The 23,687-nt window shown below is 34.1% G+C and carries 11 protein-coding genes; 5 read left to right on the top strand and 6 right to left on the bottom strand.

Translation table 11 applies throughout. The annotated features are described in order from the left end of the window. Positions 1–34: 34 nt before the first annotated feature. Positions 35–1,401 (bottom strand): IS3 family transposase gene (locus tag ACTJIW_RS02955; RefSeq protein ID WP_440718436.1). Its coding sequence is split into 2 segments (ribosomal slippage): positions 35–933 and positions 933–1,401, totalling 1,368 coding nucleotides; the frame shifts between segments, so codons are not numbered across the junction. A 450-nt stretch (positions 1,402–1,851) separates the two neighbouring features. Between ACTJIW_RS02955 and ACTJIW_RS02950 the strand changes: the two genes are divergently transcribed. From ACTJIW_RS02950 to ACTJIW_RS02935, 4 genes are all read left to right on the top strand, one after another. Next, positions 1,852–4,956, top strand: a complete 3,105-nt coding sequence (locus ACTJIW_RS02950) for a SusC/RagA family TonB-linked outer membrane protein (protein WP_149207078.1) — start codon at positions 1,852–1,854, stop codon at positions 4,954–4,956. Between the two features lie 58 nt (positions 4,957–5,014). Next, positions 5,015–6,538 (top strand): RagB/SusD family nutrient uptake outer membrane protein, encoded by a 1,524-nt coding sequence (locus ACTJIW_RS02945; protein ID WP_012025841.1) that lies wholly within the window; start codon positions 5,015–5,017, stop codon positions 6,536–6,538. 8 nt (positions 6,539–6,546) lie between these two features. After that, positions 6,547–7,650 carry a hypothetical protein gene (locus tag ACTJIW_RS02940; protein WP_440715681.1) on the top strand — a complete coding sequence of 368 codons (1,104 nt, stop codon included), beginning with the start codon at positions 6,547–6,549 and terminating at the stop codon, positions 7,648–7,650. Between the two features lie 349 nt (positions 7,651–7,999). Continuing rightward, positions 8,000–9,391 carry an endo-1,4-beta-xylanase gene (locus tag ACTJIW_RS02935; protein WP_440715680.1) on the top strand — a complete coding sequence of 464 codons (1,392 nt, stop codon included), beginning with the start codon at positions 8,000–8,002 and terminating at the stop codon, positions 9,389–9,391. 193 nt (positions 9,392–9,584) lie between these two features. Here the strand turns inward: ACTJIW_RS02935 and ACTJIW_RS02930 are convergent, their stop codons facing one another. Then, complete coding sequence (locus ACTJIW_RS02930) at positions 9,585–10,499, bottom strand: glycoside hydrolase family 16 protein (RefSeq protein ID WP_440715679.1); 915 nt, start codon at positions 10,497–10,499, stop codon at positions 9,585–9,587. 228 nt (positions 10,500–10,727) lie between these two features. Beyond that, on the bottom strand, positions 10,728–12,020 hold the full coding sequence (locus ACTJIW_RS02925; protein ID WP_440715678.1) for a glycosyl hydrolase family 8: 1,293 nt from the start codon (positions 12,018–12,020) through the stop codon (positions 10,728–10,730). Between the two features lie 782 nt (positions 12,021–12,802). Between ACTJIW_RS02925 and ACTJIW_RS02920 the strand changes: the two genes are divergently transcribed. After that, complete coding sequence (locus ACTJIW_RS02920) at positions 12,803–14,263, top strand: MFS transporter (protein WP_440715677.1); 1,461 nt, start codon at positions 12,803–12,805, stop codon at positions 14,261–14,263. Positions 14,264–14,476: 213 nt separating this feature from the next. Here the strand turns inward: ACTJIW_RS02920 and ACTJIW_RS02915 are convergent, their stop codons facing one another. The 3 genes from ACTJIW_RS02915 to ACTJIW_RS02905 form a co-directional block, all read right to left on the bottom strand. Then, positions 14,477–15,973, bottom strand: a complete 1,497-nt coding sequence (locus ACTJIW_RS02915; RefSeq protein WP_440715676.1) for a RagB/SusD family nutrient uptake outer membrane protein — start codon at positions 15,971–15,973, stop codon at positions 14,477–14,479. An 8-nt stretch (positions 15,974–15,981) separates the two neighbouring features. Continuing rightward, positions 15,982–18,990 (bottom strand): SusC/RagA family TonB-linked outer membrane protein, encoded by a 3,009-nt coding sequence (locus ACTJIW_RS02910; RefSeq protein WP_440715675.1) that lies wholly within the window; start codon positions 18,988–18,990, stop codon positions 15,982–15,984. Between the two features lie 552 nt (positions 18,991–19,542). Further along, on the bottom strand, positions 19,543–23,664 hold the full coding sequence (locus tag ACTJIW_RS02905) for a two-component regulator propeller domain-containing protein (RefSeq protein ID WP_440715674.1): 4,122 nt from the start codon (positions 23,662–23,664) through the stop codon (positions 19,543–19,545). Between the last annotated feature and the right edge of the window lie 23 nt (positions 23,665–23,687).

The following is a 23,687-nucleotide window of genomic DNA, read 5'->3' as shown; positions in this document are numbered from 1 at the left end:
TAGACTGCACCCAAAAGTTTAGACAAATTAATAATTAAGTTTTATAATAATGAGCTCGATATTGTATCGGGCTCATTCCTTTTAGATTAAGTTTAATCCTGTCATTATTATAATAATTTATATACTCGATAATCTCTTGTTTCAATTGATTAATGGAAGTGTATTTTTTTAGATAAAACAACTCTGATTTTAATATTCCAAAGAAGTTTTCAATTATCGCATTATCAAGACAATTGCCTTTTCTGGACATGCTTTGCATAATTCCTTTTTTCTTTAATAAATGCTGATATTGTATCATTTGATACTGCCATCCTTGGTCAGAATGCAGAGTCAGATTAGTATTATCGGGTATTTTTTTAAATGCTTTTTCAAGCATATTTAAAACTTGATTAAACACTGGTCTTTGCGATAATTCATAGCTAATTATCTCTCCATTAAACAGATCGATTATCGGCGATAAGTACAATTTATTGCCAGAAACATTAAATTCAGTCACATCGGTTGCCCATTTTTGATTAGGTATATCAGCCTTAAAATTGCGCTGCAGTAGATTAGGGGCTATTTTTCCCTGCTCTCCTTTATACGATCTGTACTTCTTGATTCTGATTAGACTTTTTAATCCTAAAAATTTCATTAATCGAAGCACTGTTTTGTGATTAATTAAAATCCCCTCTTTTTTGAGTAATAGAGTAATACGTCTATATCCTAACCTGCCCTTATGATAATTGTAAATCTGTTTAATTAAATCTTTTATCTCTTGATATTTATCGATTACCTGACCTTTCTTTTCATAGTAATAATACGTACTTCTAACCATGTTCATACAATTTAGCAAAAGATCTAAATCATACTTATGCCTTAATTCCATTATGGTTTGAGCTTTTTGTTTTGATTGGCTTGCTCGGCTTGAACTAAGGCGTTGAACTTTTTTAGAATTTCGTTCTCAGCGCGCAGGTACTCTAACTCCTTTAAGAGTTCCTCTTCCCTGGTTAAAGGTTTGTCTGTTTTTCGTTGCTTTCTCTTAAAATTCATAACTGCTGGTCTGCCACGTGATTTAAGTTCTAAGCCTGCCAAATCATCTTTTGCATATTTTCTTTGCCAGCTAATTATGGTTGACTGCGCTGGAATTTTGAAAATCAAGCAGGCTTCATCCAAAGATAAAGACTTATTTTCAATGGTTTGTATTACTTTTAATTTAAAGTCTGCAGTATAAACTTTATTTTTCTGCCTTGGTAAAAGACCTTCAATTCCAAATTCATTATAGCGGCTAATCCAGCATGTAAGGTTGCTTTCAGCTATCTTGTTTGCTCTAGCTGTGCCTTTAACCGAGTTATGCCTTTTCATAACTTCTTCTACACAACGAAGTTTAAATTCACAATTGTACTTGACTTTTCTTTCCATAAAAATGCCCCCAAATAGTGTCTAACTTTTTGGGGGCAGTTCACAATCGAAGCTCTTTTTTTTGTCAGTGAATTTTTTCAAAAAACAGACTTTTGAATTTCAGGCAAAAATCAACATATAAAAAATATTAACTCGATATTTTAAACAAACACTATTTTTTATGCAAAAAAATTAGCAATACCTCAGTACTTGTTTTGATGCATCAGGGTGTTTATTTTACTGATTTCGGGGGTTCAGATGTTTTTTTTGCATCATCTGTTGCACAATATGCATCATCCGTTCTACAATACAACACCTCTACAATATACTTTCGTTAAGAAATATTTAAGAAAAAAGTGCTGCTGTCAAAACTCAAAAATACCAACCGGCAAAAGACCCAAATTTTAAATGTTTTTTTTATAAAACTTAACGATTAACTAATTATTAAAGTAAACTAACAACCAAATTTTTATGCAGAAAAGAACATTAAAAAAGCTATTGTGCTTAATAGTATGTATGTGGGGAAATTTTTTCTACGCTCAAACTGTTAAAGGTAAAGTAACATCTGGCGGTGCCAACCTGCCTGGTGTCAGCGTAATAGTACAAGGAACAAAAAACGGAACCGTTACTGATTTTGACGGTAGTTTTGTATTAAACAATGTAGAGCCAAAAGCGTTGCTGCTTTTTAGTTATGTAGGATATAAAAACCTCTCAATACCAGCAGACACAAAATCGGTTATGCAGGTTACCATGATAAGTGACCTCGAAAAATTAAATGAAGTAGTTGTTATTGGATATGGAACATCAAAAAGAAAAGATATAAATGGTGCCGTTTCCTCTATTAAAGCTTCTGAAATTCAGGACAAACCTTTTGTTTCTATCGATCAGGCGCTTGTAGGTAAAGCTGCAGGTGTAAACGTGACTCAAAACTCAGGAACACCCGGAGGAGGAATTTCTGTGCAGATTAGAGGGATTACGTCTATTAACGGAAATGAACCTTTGTATGTTATTGACGGAACTCCGGTTTTTGCTGATAAAAACAACGACACATTTTCATTCAGTGCTTTAGGCGGAGGAAACGGACAAACTAAAAATTCAGCTTTGTCTGGTCTGAATATTTCAGATATTGAAACTATTGACATTTTAAAAGATGCATCGGCAACTGCCATTTATGGTGCAAATGGTGCAAACGGTGTCGTTTTGATTACAACCAAAAAAGGGAAAAAAGGAAAATCAAAATTTACATACGAAACTTATTTAGGAACTCAGGAAATAAGAAATACCGTTGATGTTTTAAACCTGCCTGAATATGCCGCATATCAGGCAAAAATTTACAAACTAAATGGTGAGCCTGTTCCGTATCAATATCAAAAACCTAATTTATTAGGCAATGGAACAAACTGGCAGGATGAACTTTTTAGAACTGCTACCATGTACAATCATCAGCTGTCATTCTCAGGCGAAAAAGAAGGAACACGTTATTATACTTCTTTAAACTATTTTGATCAGGAAGGAATTGTTTTAAACTCAGATTTCAACAGATTATCTATGCGATTAAACGTTGATTCTAATGTAAAATCCTGGCTTAAAATTGGAAACAACCTATCAGTTAGTAAATCATCTCAGCAAGTCGTACGAAACGATGACAGAGGCGGATTGGTTATGAACGCTTTAAGACAATCTCCAGAGTTACCGGTTAGAACTCCAGATGGTTCTTATGCGGGACCAACAAGCGGTTTAGGATCTTCGGCAAATGAGGCAACTAACCCAATCGCTTTGTCTGAATACAATAATTCGACTACCGAAAGATTTAAAATTAACGGAAATTTATTTGCCGATTTTACACTGATAAAAGGATTAGTTTTTAGAACTGAATTAGGATATGATTTAAATTTTGCAAAAAGCAGCACTTTTGCCCCTAAATATACTTTAGGAAACGTAAATGAACTTTTAAACAAATCATTCAAACAGCAGGATCAAAGTTATTATTGGAACATCAAAAACTATTTGACGTACAATAAAACTATCGGCGAGAAACACAATTTTACTTTCTTATTAGGTCAGGAAGCGCAGGAAAGCCGTTATGAATATTTAAGCGGTTACAGATCAGGTGAATTTTTAAACAAAAATTTCACAAATTTAAATATTGGAGATATTGATACGGCAGTAAACGGAAATGGTTCTGGCAGATGGTCAATGACTTCTTATATTTCAAGGTTAAATTACAGTTTCTCTGATAGATATTCTTTCTCTGCCTCAATAAGAGCAGATGCTTCATCCAACTTTGGTCCTAATAATAAATGGGGTTATTTCCCATCTTTTTCAGGAGGATGGACAGTTAGTAACGAAAAGTTTTTTGAACCATTATCAAACAGCATCAATTACTTAAAATTCAGAGCAGGTTATGGTACAGTTGGAAATCAAAACATTCCGGCAAACAGATACCAGACTATCTTGTCATTGCTTTCTTCTCCGTTTGGTGGTGTATCGCCGACAATTGACAATTTAGGAAACCCAAATATCAAATGGGAATCTCTTAAATCATTCAATACTGGTTTCGAATTGGCAATGCTTAACAATAGAGTAAAATTAGATTTTGATTATTATGTTAAAAACTCATCTGATTTCTTAACCAAACAAATCAATGACGAATCAAATCAAAGTGCCCTTAATTATTACCTGAATACGGGTGAAATTGTAACAAAAGGTATCGAACTTACTTTGAATACAAGAAATATTGCAACCGAAAATTTTAACTGGGACACTACTATTATTTTTTCAAAATACAATAATGAGCTGACTCGTTTTCAAGGTGAAGGTAAATCGTTATTAGGAAAAGTTCAATTCGATTTATACAACGTTACCAGAACTACAGAAGGACAGCCGGTAGGACAATTTTATGGTTATGTAACCGATGGTTTATTTAAAAATGCTGCTGAACTAGCTGCAGGACCAGTTCAGGAAGCAGGAACAGGAATTGGAGATATTCGTTTTAAGGATCTTAACGGCGACGGAAAAATTGACAGTAAAGACCAGACTGCTATTGGAGATGCTATTCCTGATTTTACCTATGCTGTTACCAATAACTTTAGATACAAAAACTTTAATCTTGGAATAGTTTTAACAGGAAGCCAGGGCAACCAGATCTACAATTTTACACGTCATTACATTGACGGAATTTATCCGGGATTTGGCGATAGATTTGGAAATGTCAGCACTCAGGCAATACATGCTTTTGAACCTGGTGTAAACGAAAATACTGATGTGCCTAGAATTACTCTTAACGATCCAAATGGCAACGGAAGAATTTCGAATCGATTTGTGGAAGATGGTTCTTACTTAAGAATTCAAAATGTTTCGTTAAGCTACGATTTACCAAGCAAAATATTCGATAACTCTTTTATCTCTAAAGTAAGATTGTACGTAAACGTTCAAAATTTATACACGTTTACAAAATATAGCGGCTTTGACCCTGCCCTTGGAAATTTAGACCAGAATATAACCTTGAGCGGAATTGATTTAGGACGTTACCCAGTGCCAAGAACAATTTCTGCAGGAGTGAATTTAGAATTCTAAGATTAATAAAAACACATTTAACTTAATGATTCATAATCATTAACATAAAAAAATAGTTATGAAAAAACTTTTTAAACTTTTTATGATGGGAATGCTGATACCATTGCTGTCTTTATTTTCTTGTTCAGATGATTTTTTGGATGCACCATCTGAAAATCAATTAACACCAGGCGATTTACCTGAAGGCGTTACGGCTTTTGACGGAATTGCCGAGAGTTTGTATTTTAAACCGTGGTTTACCTTTAATGATAAATTCCTAATTGCCGTTGGAGACATGTACGCCGGTAATGCTTTTACTTTTGATGGTGCTTATGCTCAGTTTAAAGATGCTCAGGTAACGTCACAAAACCCAATTTTGACAGAAGGATATGTTTCGTTGTTTTCGGTTATCGATCAATCTAATAATTTAATGAGTTTAGTTGAGGACAGAAAAAGCGAACTGCCGGAAGCATCCTATAAAAATGCTATCGCCATATCAAGATTCATGAGAGCAAATGCTTATTTCTATTTGGTAAGAACTTTTGGAGCTGTGCCAATCATAAATAAAGCAGGTTCTGCAGCACAGCCAAAAAGAAATCTTGTTTCTGATGTTTATAAATTCATCAAACAAGACTTAGAATATGCCGTTGAAAATTTACCAGAAAGAGCTGCAAAAAAAGGATATGTGACCAAATATGCAGCAATGGGAATTTTGGCAAAAGTACACTTGACATTAAATGAATATGGAGAATGTGCCGCTTTAACTCAAAAAATTATAGGCAACCAATATATTTTAATTCAGGATTACGGAAACTTATTCAGCAGTCCGGAAAATAATAACAGCGCAGAAAGTATGTTTGCCCTGCAATGGAAAGCTATTGCAACAGAATGGGGAACACAAAATACCAATCAGGCTTATATCGTTCCGGGAGGTACAGGAATTACAGGCGGTGGTGACGGATGGGGCGTTTACCTTCCTTCTATCTCATTACAAAATGGATTTGAACCAAAAGATACCAGAAAGAAAAGCACAATCATGACAGATGGTGACTTCTACCCTGAATTGTTAAAAAACCAAGGCGGATTTACGTATAAAAAAATATACTCTTCTACAGCGGCTAATTTCAGAAAATACATTGTAGGTTCTGCCGCAGAAAGAAATGATGTATTCTTTATGAGAACTTCACAAAACACCATTATTTTAAGATATTCTGATATTTTATTAATGAATTCTGAGGCGATTTTGGCCGGAGCTGGTTCTACAACTTCTGCATCTGCTTTAAGTTCTTTTAATGAAGTAAGAGCAAGAGCAGGACTGCCGGCTAAAACAGTATTGACAAGAGATGAATTGTTTAACGAAAGAAGAGTTGAATTTGCACTGGAAGGACAATATTTCTTTGACCTTAAACGCCGTGGATTAGCAGAAGCAACAGCTATTATTTCACAGCAGGAAGTTGGTTTTTATTCTGATGATGCCAGAACAGAATTGATTTCAAGAAAGATAACTCCGGGAAGCAATTATTTTGAACTGCCGTTACCACAATCTGCTATTGATACTAATCCATCATTATTAGAACCTCCGGTTCCATTTAACTTTAACTAACTTATACCATGATCAATAAAATAAAATATAGAATTCTGATTCTTTTGGCACTGGCTTCTTTTACAGCCTGCCAGAATGACGATGCGGTTACTGCAAACGTAGAAGCTATGGTTGCTGAACCCGGAGATTTACTTAATCAGGCGTTTCCTCAAAACAAAGTCAGAGTTGAAGGCAATGGTTTACAGGGATTAAAAAAGATTACGCTGGATAATACTATTAACATCACTTTCAATCCCAACTATAATTCAGATAAATCGTTTATTTTCACTATTCCTTTTGATGAAAAATTAGGAAGCAGATTTGGTGTTCAGCCTATTACATTTACAACCGCATCTGGTTCAGTAACTAAGAATATTGAAATTTTACAGCCTGATCCAACAATTACCAAAACAATTCCGGCAGTAGCAACTCCGGGATTTCCATTGGAAATTGAAGGAACATGGTTTTATAATATTTCATCAGTTACCTTAGGCGGAAAAGCGGTAAGTTATACTGTAAAATCATCTTCATCCATTGTTATTGGTTTGCCTGCAAATGCCGTTTCAGGATCAGAACTTACTATTACTACACCGGGTGGTACTGCAAAGAAAACAATCGACTTTGCAACGATCGTGTTGGTATCTGATTTTGACGGAAATGGCGCCAGAACCGAATGGACTTCTTACGGCGATATAGAAAGTTTTAATACCGCTACAGCAGGTGGTCCAACAGGAAATTACACCACATTAGTCTGGGGCGGTTCAAATGCCAACGGTTATAACGGAAGCAGTGGAGGCGGCGGAGCCAGTTTCTTAAGTGCTTCTAATACAGATGCTACAAAAGCTTTTATCGATATTGATGTAAGTGCAAATGTTGTTGGGGCTAATTTTGCAATCCAGTTAAATACTATCGACGGCGTAAATTATGGATATAATTTTAAAATCACCGATGTAAACTGGTCTACAAAAACCATTTCAATTGCTGATTTTAAAGATAATTACGGATTTGGATCTAATACAGCTGCAACGTTAAACCCTTCAAAAATTAACGAGATTAAAGTTGGAGTGGCTCAGGGAGATTCACCTAATCCAAGTGCCATTAAATTTGATAATATTAAAATTCGTTATCAATAATTTCTCTTAAATTAAAAAGAGGCTGTGGTCAAAACAGCATCTTTTATAAAGTAAACTATATAACCCCATTGGTATAATTATGTTAACACATAGAAACATAGCTTTTATTTCTTGAAAAAGACTATAAAAAGAAACATGTTTCTAACACATAGCGCACTATGTTTATTTTCAATAAGTGAAACGCCTTTTTTAAGGCTTTGTAATCTATGTTTCTATGTGTTTATTTTTTTATGATTCTAGAAAAACGAATAAAGTAATTACAACCAATGTATTATATAATAAAAAAACAGAAACTATAAATCAGAGTATTCATCTTAACAATAGAGAATATTCTATAATAAAAAACAGTATGAAAAGTAAATTTTTATTAATGCTGATAAGCCTCGTCTTTTTTCTAAATGCGTGCTCAAAAGACGATAACGACGCTGCTGAAATTCTGGAAACACCAGTTGCCAATGCTCCAAAAGATGTAAATGATAACGGTTTTAAAGCAAAATGGAATTATGTTTCCCATTCAAAAAGTTATCTTTTGGATGTTTCAACCAGCGAAGATTTCACCACTATTCTTCCTAATTACAATTCAAAAGAAGTTACTGATTTAAATGAAGTTGTAACTGGATTAACTGGCGGAACACAATATTATTACCGAGTGAGAGCTAAAACAGAAGCCCAAATTTCGGATTATTCAAATGTGATTAGTGTTGTTACTACAGGTTCTAATGGCATTCCCGAAGATCCAACTTTTTTAAAGGTTAAAGTAAATAAATTAGCGAACCCGTTTTTTGTAGGTATGGCAATAAAAGCTTCACAGCTTACAAACGGAACGCCTTATGATGTTATCCTGAGAAATGAATTCAGCAGTATTTCTGCAGAATACGAAATGAAAATGGATCAAATATCGACAGCAAGCGGTGTTTACAACTGGACTGTGGCTGATAAAATTGTGGCGTACGGAAATACCAATAACATTAATGTACACGGTCATGCTTTAGTATGGCATAATGCAGTGCCTCAGTGGCTGAAAGATTTCTCTGGAACTGATGCTGAGTTTGCTGCAGAAGTAAAAAAATACATTACAGATGTGGTTACACATTATGCAGGAAAAGTAAAATCATGGGATGTGGTTAACGAAGCTGTTGATGATAACGGCGGTGCTATGAGAAATACAATTTTCTTGCAGCGAATGGGACCAAACTATGTAAAAGACTGTTTTCAATGGGCTAGAAATGCTGCAATTGCTGCAGGTGACACTTCATTATTGTTGTTCTATAATGATTATGCTACGTCAACTAATATTGCAAAACAAGATAAAGTGTTTGCTATTCTAGAGGATTTAAAAACTGCAAAAGTTATTGACGGTGTTGGTTTTCAAATGCACAACACTTATTTGAGCCCAACCAAAGCGCAGATAGAAACAGATCTAAACAGAGCGGTGGCAAAAGGTTTAAAAATTCATGTTTCAGAATTGGATATACAAGTAAACCAATTTAATGATATTTCTAGTTTTACAAACGAAAGAAGACTGGCTCAAAAAGCAAAATATAAAGAAATGGTAAAAATTTATAATGCGCTTCCGGCAGCAAATAAATACGCCTTAACCATTTGGGGAATGAAGGATAATGAATCATGGATTCCGTACAGCACTGAACTGAATCATCCAGGAAATGACTGGCCTTTATTGTACGATTCTAATTTTGCAGTCAAAAGTTCACATACCGGATTTTTAGAAGGTTTAGATTAAATCTGAAGATTAACTAATAAAAAATAAAAGCCTGCGAAACATAGATTTCGCAGGCTTTTTTATTTGATCGTGATTTCTGTGTTTTTTTTCTAACACATAGCCCCTATGTTTATTTTAAATAAGTGAAACGCCTTTTTTAAGGCTTCGGGATCTATGTCTCTATGTGTTATAATTGACTCTTAAAATGGCAATATTAAATTGGTCTTTTGTAAACCGTAACATCATCTACCCACATCATTACAGTTGAAAATAAATTTAGTTTATTAGGATCAATAAAATTCGAGTCTTTTGAACCTACATTCACATTAAAAATAATAGCATGTGTTCCAAAATTATTAAAATTCAAATTCGACACACTGCTGTTTGTATACGTGGCAACCGTTACATCATCGACCTTAATGGTTACAGTAACTACGTTGTCTTTCATTTTCCAGAAAGATTCATATAAATGCCATCCGTTATTTCCGTCTATATTAAAATTAGCCGGATAATTTCTTTCAGCAGAATTTCCTAATAAATTGTTTCCAACGGAAGTTCCATAAAAAATGTTCGAAGTAAAACGACTTGCATTAGGCGCAAAAGAATAACCTTCCATAATATCGATTTCTCCTTTTGTAGGCCAGCCGTTTCCTTGTACAGACCAAAAAGCCGGCCACGCACCATAAGTATCCTTAAAAGACTTATAAGTCCCGCCATCCATCGCTATTAATTTAATATTAGCCGAAAGCATATACTCTGTATTATTTTCCGGTTTGTATTGGTAATTAGAAGTAATGAAACCAGATTGGTACTTGTACGTGCTTAATTTTGTAGTCTTGATTTCCAAACATTGTCTTCCATCGCGCCATTGTGTGGTAGGTACAGAACTGGCATAATCACAATACCAGGAATTGTAATCGGCACGTTGTTCTTTTGTCCATTGTGACAAATTCGAGCCTACATCAAAGGTATCTTCAAATTGTTTTACCCAGGGAGCTCCGGCTATTTTTTTAGTACTTCCATTTGTACTCATCTCCTCTGATGTTTTTTCTGTTGCAGAATTTTCAGCGCAGGAACAAAATCCTAAGACACATGCCATCAATAATGTAATACTGTTTAACTTTCTCATAATTTGTGGTTTAGATGTTAATATTTATTAAATAATAAAAATAACTCTATATAATACAACAGAATACTACATTTGAGGCAGTTAATAGCATAGATGTTGTATTTTACGTTATTATGAAAAAATTGATGCAGAAAAACAGAAATTAGACGCTGAAAAGTCTGCCTTTTTTATAAACGATTATTCCTGATTTGTCTGTGTAAAACCTGCTTCGCCAGACAAAAAAATGGGTTAACCTTTTGGGGCTATAATTTGGTAATTTCCACTCAAATGCATTAAACTGAAGAGGTACATTAATCCATCATAATACGGATCAAAGTAACCGTCTTCATAAGGTTCTAGTTTGGCATTCCAAACCGCATGAACAAAATCTATACTTGCTTTATCTTTATTTACTAATGATGCTGTGGCAGCTGTTCCTACTAAACCAATTGAATGTCTCAGCTTTTTAACCGGACCTGCCTGAAGAATAAATTCCGGAGTAGAACCATCCAGATTAAACTGATCTTCATAAGTTTCTAATCCTTTTGATCTCAGAAAATTTTGAAATCGCTTCGCATAATCTTCCTGCCATTCTTTGTCTTTTCCGTACCAGGTATAATCCATTGCGATGTTCATAGGAACGCGCCAGGAATCATAACGAAATCCGGGAGGAAGCCACGGAGTTGGATGCGGTTCGCCGTTAAACTCAGTATAATCTGAAGTCAGACCCGTTACAGGATGACAGGCTTTCTGCAAAAATTTACGAGAAACTTCGGCACATTCTTTATAAAACTGTTCGTGACCGTCTTTGGCGTACAATACCCATATTTCGTAAAAAGCAGGAACATGATAAGAAGGATCTGTCCAGTTGTAACCGCCGCCTTCTGGTACAAAGGAAATCTGTTTGTGTTCCGTATTTATAATATTATAAATATTTCCGGTGCCGTCTTTTTTCCACATGGCATCTAAAATTCTTCTGGCTTCTTTGTAATAATTAATTCCTGTATCATTGCCCCATTTATTAGAAGCAAAAAGCAGACTGGTTATATAATACAATTCGCCGTCTGAAGCAGAACCTGCAGAATTCTGTTTTTTCGTCTGCGGATTGACACTCCATGCAAAGTATCCTTCTCTTGGTCCGTCCTGATGCTGCATATATTTAACCGACCATCGCCAGAGACGATCAAAAACATCCTTTTTATTGAATTGAACGGCAACCATCATTCCGTAGGACATACCTTCGGTACGGGCATCTTTGTTTTTAACATCAGAGACGTATCCTAAAGAATCTCCTTCTTCAAAATAAACTTTATCCGGTCCTTCAAAAACATCATAATACGCTTTGGTTAATTTCTTATCAATATCATTCTGGCTGTAACCTGCTTCCTTAAAAAGATTACGGTATTGAGGCCTTTTGAGTTCTCTATCTGTTTTCTTTTTATTCTGACTAATAGCAAAAGCCGGAACAATCAAAGCAAAAATCAATAACAAAAGATGTATTTTACTCAGGTATCCATTTGTAATATTATGATGTACTATCATATTTTTTGGTTTTTGATTTTCTTTTATCCTAAAAAAAGCCGAAAGCGCTTAAACTTTCGACTTTTGAAAAACTAACTAACATAACTCAACTCTATAATAAAGCTATTAATGTATTGCGTTCAGGTTCTCAGCTTTATTAATAAGTGTATTTATAACAAATATAATCAAAAACAATAAATACGCAACCGATTGTAATTAAATTTTATACTAATTATTCAAAAAATATTCAATTTTAAAAACATATATTCATTATTTAAGAAATAAAAACAAACAATATGCAACAACAGGGATAATTTGCAATTTAAAAATAATGATTAAAATGAGTTTTATTGTTTTTATTAAAGAACTCGTAAAAAATACAAATGATCAAAAAATGCACATTAATAACTATTTATCAAGACAATACAATTTAAAAGTCATCTAAACATAAAATAAGAAACAATAAAACAACTGGTTGTGTAATTATATTTGATTTTTTGAATATTGAAAAAAGAATTTTCATTTTTATTCAAATAAAAGTTCGAGTTTTAAAAATTATATTTTTCAATTTCTCAAATAAAAACAGGCATTTATATTCGATAGATTTACTGAAACAAACTCATGCTTCAAAAATGATATTATAGGCTTCAAAAATGATACACTTATTTCAACTTTCAGGCTATTTTTACAGTAGCGTTCTCTATATAAGGAATGAGATAAAGTGTTTATTTATTTGATAAAAAACACTTTAAAGCAATTAAAATGGTAAAATAAAAGCCAATAAAAAAGCACTTGATATATTTATGAATACTACATTGAAGAAACTTTCTGTACTGGAGAAAATAGGTTACGGTTTAGGTGATTTTGCAGCGAATTTGATCTTTCAGACTCTGCTTACATTTTTGGCTTTCTTTTACACAGATGTATATAAAATTCCAGCCGGCACAGCAAGTGTAATTATTTTTACGGGCGGTTTTATTGGTGCTTTTTTTAATATCATTATGGGAGTTATTGCAGATCGTACTCAAACGCGCTGGGGGAAATTCAGGCCCTGGATTTTATGGACTTCTTTACCTTTTGGAATTGCTGCTGTTCTTTCTTTTTTAAGTCCGGATTTTGGAATATCAGGAAAGATAGCCTATGCCCTGCTGACTTATTTCTTCCTTGTATTAATTTACTCTGCAAACAATTTACCTTATGTAGCTTTAAGCGGTGTTTTGACAGGCGACATGAAAGAACGAAACAGTCTTTCCTCCTATCGTTTTGTTGCTGTAATGATCGCCCAATTTATAGTTCAGTCACTTTTACTGCCATTTGTTTTAATTTTAGGAAATGGCGATAAAGCTGTTGGTTTTAAAAACACCATGATACTATTTGCTGTTATTGGAGTGATTTGTTTTCTGGTTACTTTTTTTACTACAAGAGAAAGAATAATTCCGGCAAAAAATCAGGAATCTACCGTTAAGCAGGATTTTATGGATTTATCTAAAAACGGTCCGTGGCTGGTTATGTTATTGGTTACTATTCTGGTATTTATCACTTTGTCTTTAAAAGGCGGTATGTATGTTTTTTACTTTAAATATTATTTAGATCCGGATGCCCAAATTATTTTTTTACATGATATTGGTTTTACAGCATTTATCGAACATTTGAATCATTCTTTAACAGCAATGGGTTTTATAGATTTTCACTGGCCGAAGGATGCGCCGACTTCTGCATTCAGCCTTTTTAATGCCGGAGGAATTATTTTTATGATTTTCGGAATTATGTTTTCAAAACCTCTCGCTGATGCTTTTGGCAAAAGAAACGTTTATATTACGTTCATCTTTTTATCTGCGTTAAGTCTGCTGGCATTTAATTTTTACACCAGATCAGCCGTTGCTATGGTATTTTTGACTCAATTACTTCATGGATTTATTTATGGAGTGACTATCCCGCTTTTATGGGCTATGATTGCTGATGTTGCTGATTACAGCGAATGGAAAAACAACCGAAGAGCAACCGCTGTCATTTTTTCGGCCATGATATTTGGATTAAAAATTGGCATTAGTATTGGCAGTGCGTTAGGCGCGGCTTTTCTTTCTAAATATGGTTATGTAGCCGAAGAGGTTAATCAGGTCCCTGCAGCGGTAGAAGGAATTAAACTTTCAATAAGTATTTATCCCGGCTTTATATTTATTATTAGCGCTGTTCTATTATGCTTTTATGTAATAGATAAAAAAATGGAAATTCAAATTGAAACTGATTTGAAAGAAAGACGATAATGATGATGGGAAATTTAGATTTTAGATTGCAGATTGTAGATTGCAGACTTTTGACTTTTGACTTTTGACTTTCGACTTTCGACTTTTGACTTTCGACTTTTGACTTTCAACTTTTAACTTTCCCCATCCTTACTAAAAAAATAAACAGCGCATTAAAATGCGCTGTTTACCTAAATACTAACTTACTTAACTCAATCTAACATAATTTAATCATTAATAACCAGGATTGTTATCGCTTGGTTTTATATTTGGATTAGAAGATGTTTCTCTGTTTGGAATTGGCCATAATTCATTTTTACCAGCCTGAAAACCTGTTCCCGCTAACTCTGTACTCGCAATACCCCATCTGATAATATCATCAAAACGGCTTTGCTCTCCTGCAAATTCAACTTTACGTTCGTGCACAATTGCAGCAAAAACAGCTTCTTTTGTTGGAGCAATGGCAGTTGTTAAACCTGCACGATCTCTGACTTGTGTGATATAGGCAATTGCGGCAGTTTGTGAACCTCCATCTCTTTGGTTTTCGCATTCTGCTTTCATAAGCAGTACATCTGAATAACGCATAACTTTGAAGTTGATACTCGATTGTGTGGCTTCATCCTCTTTTTTATAATAATTCTGGTATTTTTTCCAGCCTGCTCTTCTAAGCCCTGCAGATGTATTAAAATTTTGCGCTGTCATAGTTAGGGTTCCTTTTAAATATTTTGAACCCGGAACATAAAAAGTATCATCAAAACGTAAATCCCCAGCCTCATAAGAATCCAGCAGCGCATCTGGCGGATACACATTAAACCAGCTCAAATTACCGTATTCCTGTCCTCTCAGAGTTGACTCGGCAAAACCGGTTCCGCCGCTATTTCCTGCATCATCCCATTTGTTGCCAGTTCCGTTGTTTTCATTAAATTCAATTTCAAAAACAGATTCTTTTCCATGTTCTGTTTCTTCCATGAAGTTGTTGTAAAAACTGCCTTTATCTTCAAGGCTGAATCCTGTAACATTGTTTAAAGCGGCTAAAGCCAGATCGTATTTCTTTTCATAAAGTAATACTTTACCCAGATAAGCATAAGCAGCTTCTTTTGTGGCTCTTCCTGCTTGTTCACCGCTCTTAGAAAGAAGGTTTTGTGAAGCAAATTCAAAATCATCTCTAATCAAATTATAAACTTCTGCTTTAGGGCTTCTTGCCGCGCCTACAATAGTTCCTGTTTTATAAATTGGCAAATCACCAAAACGATTTACTAAAAGGAAATAATAGTAAGCTCTTAAAAAATGTGCTTCTCCTAAAAATTTATTTTTTCTCTCTTGTGATAAAACTGAATCCGGCAGAGCATTAATCTTATCTGCATTATCCAGTACAAAATTAGCTCTGGATATTCCTAAAAAACAAGATTCCCAATAATACTGGATAATATCATTTCCGGCATTAAAAGAAAAATCCTGAAAAGGCTTTTTATTCCCTTCTAACTGCGGATTTCCTGCTGCATCCTGCCCCATAAGATCCATTGCAAAAGCTAGGTTTCGGGCATAAAGTCCTCTTGTCTGTAAATTTGCATATGCTGCATTTACAGAAGATTCTACCTGCGCAGCAGTTTTAAAGAAAGTGTCGGGCGAAAGCGTATTTGGATTTTTTAATTCTAATTCCGCAGTGTCGCATGACTGCATTGCAAAAACTCCCAACAATGCAGCAACTATATATTTTATTTTTTTCATCATCTTATAAATTAAAATTTAACATCAAGTCCAAAAATTACTGATTTTGGCTGTGGATATCTTCCTAAGTCGATACCTGCAGAATTTGCGTTTCCATCTGCACGTGCAATTTCAGGATCTAACCCTGTATACTTTGTAATAGTAATAAGGTTTTGACCGCTTACATAGAATCTTATATTTGAAAAATGATTATCAAATGTTTCTCCTGATAAGGTATATCCTAATGTGATATTTTTTAATCTCGTATAAGAACCATCTTCAATATAGCGCTGGTTTGCTGAAGACCAGTTAATATCTGCTCCCTGCGCTCTAGGCAGAGTTGCCGATGGGTTTGTAACGACTCCATTCGCAACTATTGCTCTGTCTAAAACATCAGTACTGGCATTAAACAAACGATTCATTCCTTTTAAGTCAAAAGTGTTGGCATTGTAAATATCATTCCCCTGAACTCCTGTAATGAAACAGTTAAAATCAAACTTTTTATAAGCTGCAGTAATATTTAAACCATATGTAAAATCAGGATATGGATTTCCAATATTGGTTTTGTCGTTTGAATTGATAACTTTATTACCGTCACGATCCACAATTTTGATATCACCCGGCTGTATATTTGTCTGGCCAGGACCAAAAACAGCATCTACTTCTGCCTGGTTTTGATAAATTCCATTTGTCTGGTAACCATAAAAGTAAAATAACGGCTGGCCTACTTCAAGTCTAGAAAAGTTCTCTAAACCTGCTCTTGCAGTTGGACCTCCCAATACACTGGTAACTCCCGGTGCTAAACTTGTTACTTCATTTTTACTTGTTCCTAAATTAGCTGTAGCAGACCATGTAAAATCTCCTTTTCTGTCATTGTAACTTAAACTGATTTCATATCCGGATACTTTTACATCGGCAATATTTTGAATTTGAGTTCCGCCTCCGGCAGATCCAACAGAAGCTGCTAAAGGAACTGCAAAAAGGATGTCACTGCTTTTATTATTAAAATATTCAAAAGATCCTGTGAATTGATCGTCAAACAAACCAAAATCTACACCTATGTTTCTATCCTTTTTAGACTCCCATTTCAAATCAGGATTTGAAGCAACTCCCAGAGATACACCCGGTGCATTTCCGCCTGCAATTGGGTAATTATAATCAGCAAGCAATGTAGCTGCATATTGGTAATTGTCTATTCTGTCATTTCCGGTTGTTCCTGTACTTGCTCTAAGTTTTAAAGTGCTGAAAATAGAATTCTCCATAAAACTTTCTTTGGCTATATTCCATCCTGCCGCTATTGAATAGAAATTTCCCCAGCGGTTATTAGCTCCAAAACGAGAAGATGCATCACGGCGTCCTGAAACAGCCAGCAGATATTTATCATCATAATCATAATTGATACGGGCAATATATCCAATGTTCTTTTCTACGTAATTTGCAGAACTTAGATTTCCTTCATTATATCGCAGCTGATCAATTTCGTCTGAAATATTGTAACGGCTTCCTGCTACCAGATTTTGTGACTTTCCGTCAATTTTAGTTATAACACCTAAGACTTCTAAATTGTGTTTTGCAGCAAAAGTAGTTTTGTATGTTAAACTGTTATCGTAAACAATAGTCTGTCCTTGCGAGTTGGTTTCATTTGTTGTAGAAAACGCCTGTCTGTGGTAAGAACCATCAGCGTAGCTCGGTACGAATGTATGATCTTTACCTGTGTAGTAATCCAATGAAACTTGTGATTTAAATTTTAAACCTTTTAAAATCTCTAATTCAGCGTAGATATTTCCTATTATTGAAAGATTGTTTATTTTTTGATAGCCTAAATTTGCTACACGAACAGGATTTTCTGCATCGTTGCCGTCAATAGCGCTTGGTCCCTGATAACCTCCTAAACTAGCATCGTTGTAAACCGGTAAATAAGGCGCCATTTTTATTGCATGTTCAAGTAATGTTCTTCCTCCTGAGCTGCGTTCCGGATTGATTGTACTGAAAGATATTCCGATATTACTTCCTACTTTAAGTCTGCCGATATCCTGTGTATTATTGGCTCTAAAAGAATAACGTTCAAAACCTGTATTAATAACGGCTCCTTCCTGCTTTAAATATTCGGCAGAATAACGGGCTGTAGAAGTTTCTGTACCATTTGAAAAACTTAAATTATAATCCTGCATTAAACCGCTTTGAAAAATCTGGTCCTGCCAGTTGGTATTAATGTTTCCAAATTCAGCTGCTCTTGCTGTTAAATCACTTCCCAGATCTTTAGCATACTGCAGATATTGCTGTGTATTTAAAACATCATATCTTTTGGTAATGGTTTGAAAACCGGCATAAGTGCTAAAAGTGAGCTGACCTGGTCCTTTTTTTCCTTTTTTTGTGGTTACCATAATTACTCCATTAAAAGCTTTTGAACCGTATAAAGCCGTTGTTGAAGCATCTTTTAAAACAGACATCGATTCAATATCATTAGGACTAAGTCCTGATAAATTTCCTGTCAAAACTCCGTCAATAACGTATAAAGGAGCACTATTTCCCATAGTAGCCAAACCACGAATGGTAACGGTAGGATTAGAACCCGGCGCGCCATTTACAACAGTAACACCGGCAGCTCTTCCCTGTAAAGCCGATTCTGCATTTGTAATGGGCACTGCAGCAATATCTTTTGAGCCTACTGTAGAGATTGCTCCGGTTACTTTAGCTTTTTTTTGCGTTCCGTATCCTACTATAACTTCATTTAAATTTTGTGTGGATAATGCCAGTGTGACATCAATATTGCTTCTTGTTCCTACTGTAATTGTTTGAGAAATCAAACCTACAAACGAAAAAGTAATTTTATCTGTAGGATTAACATCTTTTAAAGTATACTTTCCGTCAAAATCTGTAGAGGTGTTGTTTTTTGAACCTTCTACATTAACACCGGCACCCGGGAGAGGAAACCCCGAAGGATCTGTAATCACCCCATGTATAGTCTTAGACTGTGCCATTATAGTATGACTGCTGATTATTAGCAATGTAATTATTGCAAATTTTAATTTTAACATCATTTCAATTGGTTTTTTGATTAGTTTAAATAGTTATTCGGTTGTAAAGTTTTTTTATTTATTGCAGGCTTACTTATAAAATTGAAAAGCTGTTGCAGCTCTTCCTAATTTTTATTCAAATAAGGATTCAATAAATAATTTAGTGTTCATTTCATACTGTAATTTTTAAAATTGTTAATACTTGTTTTATGGGTTGTTTTAGTTTTCTTACAATCCAAAAATATAAGGTTAGCCTAAATTTTGCCTATTAAAAATGATGCAAAAACTATCAATTTTGTAGCATGAAAACTACAGAAACCGCCTAATTGACGGTTAATAAGCCATTTACTAAAAAAACAGAAATAGGATTTTAATAATAATGTGTTTCTTTTTTTATGCATGAAATAAAAAAAGATGCTGATTGCAATTATTCGATAATTACTTTAAAAGAAATTTGACGCTAATTACTTTGATTTTCAACAATTAAAGTATTCATATACCTAAAAGAAATCTGTTATTAGAGCAAAAAAAAGACGTTATAAAACCGTCTTTAGGAATAATTAAAAAAGAAACAAACTATTTATTATGCGTAGGCAGTTGTCCGTATTTTTCTTTATAACATTTTGTAAAATATGAAGGAGAACTAAAACCAACTTTAATACTAATCTCGGTTATATTATCATTGCCCAGTTCTATTAATTCTTTTGCTTTTTCTAAGCGTACATTTCGTATAAACTCATTTACTGAAACTCCTGTAAGTGTTTTAATTTTTCTGTACAACTGGCTTCGGCTTAAAAATACCTTCGATGCCAGAACCTCAACGCTGAGTTCGTATTCGTTAATATTTTCATTGATATAATGCAGTACCGTTTTTATAAATTCATTATCCAGTGTGGTCGTTTTTTCTTTTGCCTTTGGCGTAATGCCGTTGTAGAATTTATTGAACATAATCTGCCTGCTTTTGAGCAGCTGTACCAGACTGGATCTTAAAATATCCATGTCAAATGGCTTACTCAGATACATATCTGCACCAGAATCTATGCCTTCGAGTTTATCTTTTATTAATGCTTTTGCCGAAAGCATCATTAACGGAATATGGCTTGTTTTTAAATCTGCTTTAATGCTTTTACACAACTCTAAACCATTCATTACCGGCATAATTACATCGGTCAAAATCAAATCGGGCAGTTTTTGTAAAGCAGTTTCCAAACCAATCTGACCGTTTTCGGCAGTCAGTACTTTATATTCTTTTTTAAGTTCGTTTTTTAGATAATTTCTAAGTTCTGTGTTATCTTCAACAATCAAAATAGTATACACCCGGTCTTGTTTTTCCTGATCTTCTGGTAATTGAACCGCTTCTTTTTCAACTATGGGCGTGAAACTTATTTTTTTCTCCTTTTTTAATTCTTCATGCAGTATTTCATTTTCACTAAAAAAGTCTTTTCCTGTGGGAAATATTAATTTAAAAGTGGTGCCTGCTCCCAATACACTTTCGACTTCAATAATTCCTTTGTGGAGTTCAACAAAACCACGAACTACTTCCAGACCTATTCCTGTACTTCCGTAATAGGCTTTGTTCAAATTATTTACCTGATAGAAACGATCAAAAATTCGTTTAATATCTTTTTTGTCTAATCCTGCGCCGGTATCTTCAACAATAACTGAAAAAGAAGGATTTGTATAGGCAGGAGTTAATGACGGAAAATAAACCAATTCCTGATTTATTACTAATTTTACCGTTATTCTTCCATTATCGGGAGTAACCTTAAAAGCATTTGATATTACATTAAAAATAATTTTCTCGAACATTTTAGGATCGACCCAGTCTTTTAATGTTTTCTTATCCGATTCAAATTTAAGGTCAATACCACGGCTCAGGGCTTCTTCATCAAAATAACTTACAATGTCTTTTGTAAAACCCACTACTTCTAACTGCTGTACTTTGAGCGGCATTTTATTAAACTGCAGCTGATTAAAATCCATCAGCTCGTTGATTAATCTTGAAAGTCTGTCTGAACTTTTTTGAATGGTTTGCAGCTTATTTAAAACACCGTTTGAAAGTTCTGTGCTGTTGTTTTTAATTAAATCGGCTAAGGGATTTAAAATTAAAGTAAGCGGTGTTCTAAACTCATGTGAAATATTGGTAAAGAACTGTAACTTTTTATCATTTAATTTTTCAATTTGAGCTGCTTTTTTCTTTTCAAATTGTATTAATTGTTTTTGTTTAAACCTGTTTTGATAATATTGATTGCCAAAATGAATCGCTGCTAATACTAATAAAGAATAGAATAAATAAGCAAATGATGTTTTCCACCAGGGCGGCAGGATTTCAATTTTTAATTCTAAAGGTTTTTGGCTCCAGACTCCATTTTTTTCAGAAGCTTTAACTTTAAAAATATATTTTCCGGGTGCAAGATTTGTGTAGGTTGCTGAGCGTTTACTGCCTACATAGTTCCAGGAATCTTCAAAACCTTCTAAGTAATAAGCAAACTCTGTTCTGGCCGGAAAAGAATAATTTATGCCAATAAAATCGATTGTAAAAACAGATTGATCATGTTTAAGGATTATCTTTTTTGTTTCTGATATTACTTTTATAAGCGGTGAGTTTTTTTCCAGCGGTTTTACAGATTTATTAAAAAGCTTCAGGTCTGTGAAATAAATTGGAAGCTGTTTTCGGCTTTTTTTCAAATTTGAAGGATCAAAATAATTTAAGCCTTCATAACCTCCAAAATAAAGAATTCCGTTTTCATCTTTTAATACCGAATTGTTGTTAAAATCATTCCCCAGTAAACCATCATAGGTAGAATAATTTACTGTTGTTTTGCTCTTTAAGTCCAGCCTGCTGATTCCCTTTTTGCCGCTTAACCATATCGCACCATCATTAGATTCTACAATAGAGGCTATTGATTTTTCCTGAAGGCCGTTAAAATCTATATACCATTTTAGATCATCCTTTTTTTTATTGTAGGTAAACAATCCCGCACCATCGGTTCCAATCCAGATTTCTTTATTTTTAGTTTGATACAAAGTATTGATAGTATGGGTGCTTTTACGATTTTTAAGCTTTGCAGACATTTTATCTCTTAGGGACATTACTGAAAAAGTTATAAAATTCGTTGTACTCACTTTATATAAGCCGGTTGTAGAACCAACCCAAACTTCATCATCAGAATCGACCATGACTTTCCGAATGTCTGCATTTGCTAATCCAATTGCATAAAAAGATTTCTGATTGCAATGATGAAAACGCCCGTCAGCTGGTGTATAATAATGAAGTCCTTTTGAAAAAGTTCCAATCCATATTACACCTCTGGAATCTTCGGCAATACTCATTATATTGTCGGAGGTTAGATCCGGAGTATTTTTTGTATTGTAATTAATAAAAGTGCTGCTTCCTTTTTTTAGAAAAAAGATTCCTTCGTTCCAGCTGGCAAGCCAAACATTTTGTTTTTGATCAATAAAAACTTTTGTGATATTGTCATTTGTTAATCCCGAATAAAAACGAGTGTCTGATTTTGTAATATGTTGAAAGTTTTTGGTTTCGGGGTTGTAAATATCTACGCCTCCACCTTCCATAGAAATCCATAACTGCCCCAGATGATCTTTGGCAATACCGGTAACACAATTGGTTTGCAGCGACTGCGGGTTTCCGGGAAGACTTTCTATTCCGTTTACCTTACTGTTTATCCGGTCAAAAACTCCCAAACCTTTATTGTAATACCCCAGCCAGATTCTTTTTTCTTTGTCTACAAGTAAAGACCATACAGAATTAGATCCCAGACTGCGATTATTGTATTTGCTGTTTACATATTTTTTTTGAACAGCACCCAGTTCATCTACAATGATTAAACCGTCATTTTCAGTAGCACAAAGAATGGTGTGATCATCTGCTTCGCGAATGCACATGATTCTTTTTTTGGTAATTGGATAAGAAACAGCTTGTTTTACCGCAGCATATAAATTGACTTTTACCAGTCCTTTGTATCCGTTGCCAATCCATAGGTTTTGACTGCTGTCAAAAAACATAGATACAATTGAGCCTGAAATTAATTCATTGTCTTTAGGAAGGATTACTTTTTTGACCTCATTTTTTACAGGATCTACTACTTTTAGACCAAAATTAGTACCTAAATAAATAGTGCCTTTTTTATCTTTTACTAAAGAATTGATTAAATAATTTGAAACATTTGGAGTATCAAGTTTATATCTTGTAATTTCATGTGTTTTAGTATCTAACCTAAGCAGACCATTACTAAATGTTCCTAAAAAAATGTTTCCATTATTATCTTCTATGATACTTTTTACAGAAACTACGGTTTCTTTGTCTTCTTTTTTCCGAAGATCAATGTTTTCAAAAGTATCTAAATTGCGATTGTATATACATAAACCTTCATCAGTACCCACCCACAAATGATTCTGCCTGTCTACATAAACCGTATAAATTAAATTGCTGTTGATAGAATTATTTCGCTTGGAGTCTTGTTCATAACCAATATAATTGATTCCGTCATATTTATACAATCCCGCACCATTTGTTCCCATCCACATAATTCCAAACTGATCCTGCGCAATGGTATATATACCGCTTTTTGAAGTCGTATTATCTACCAGACGAAATCGATAGTTTTCAAATGTATTTTGTGAAAACAAACTATTGATAATAAAAAACAAAGCAGCAAAACATTTCTTTGAAAACATTTTAAAATGATTTTTAAATTAAA

It is taken from the genome of Flavobacterium sp. 22659 (genome assembly GCF_052044235.1).
Taxonomy (GTDB): Bacteria; Bacteroidota; Bacteroidia; order Flavobacteriales; family Flavobacteriaceae; genus Flavobacterium; species Flavobacterium johnsoniae.
This window is presented reverse-complemented; position numbering and strand designations above follow the sequence as displayed.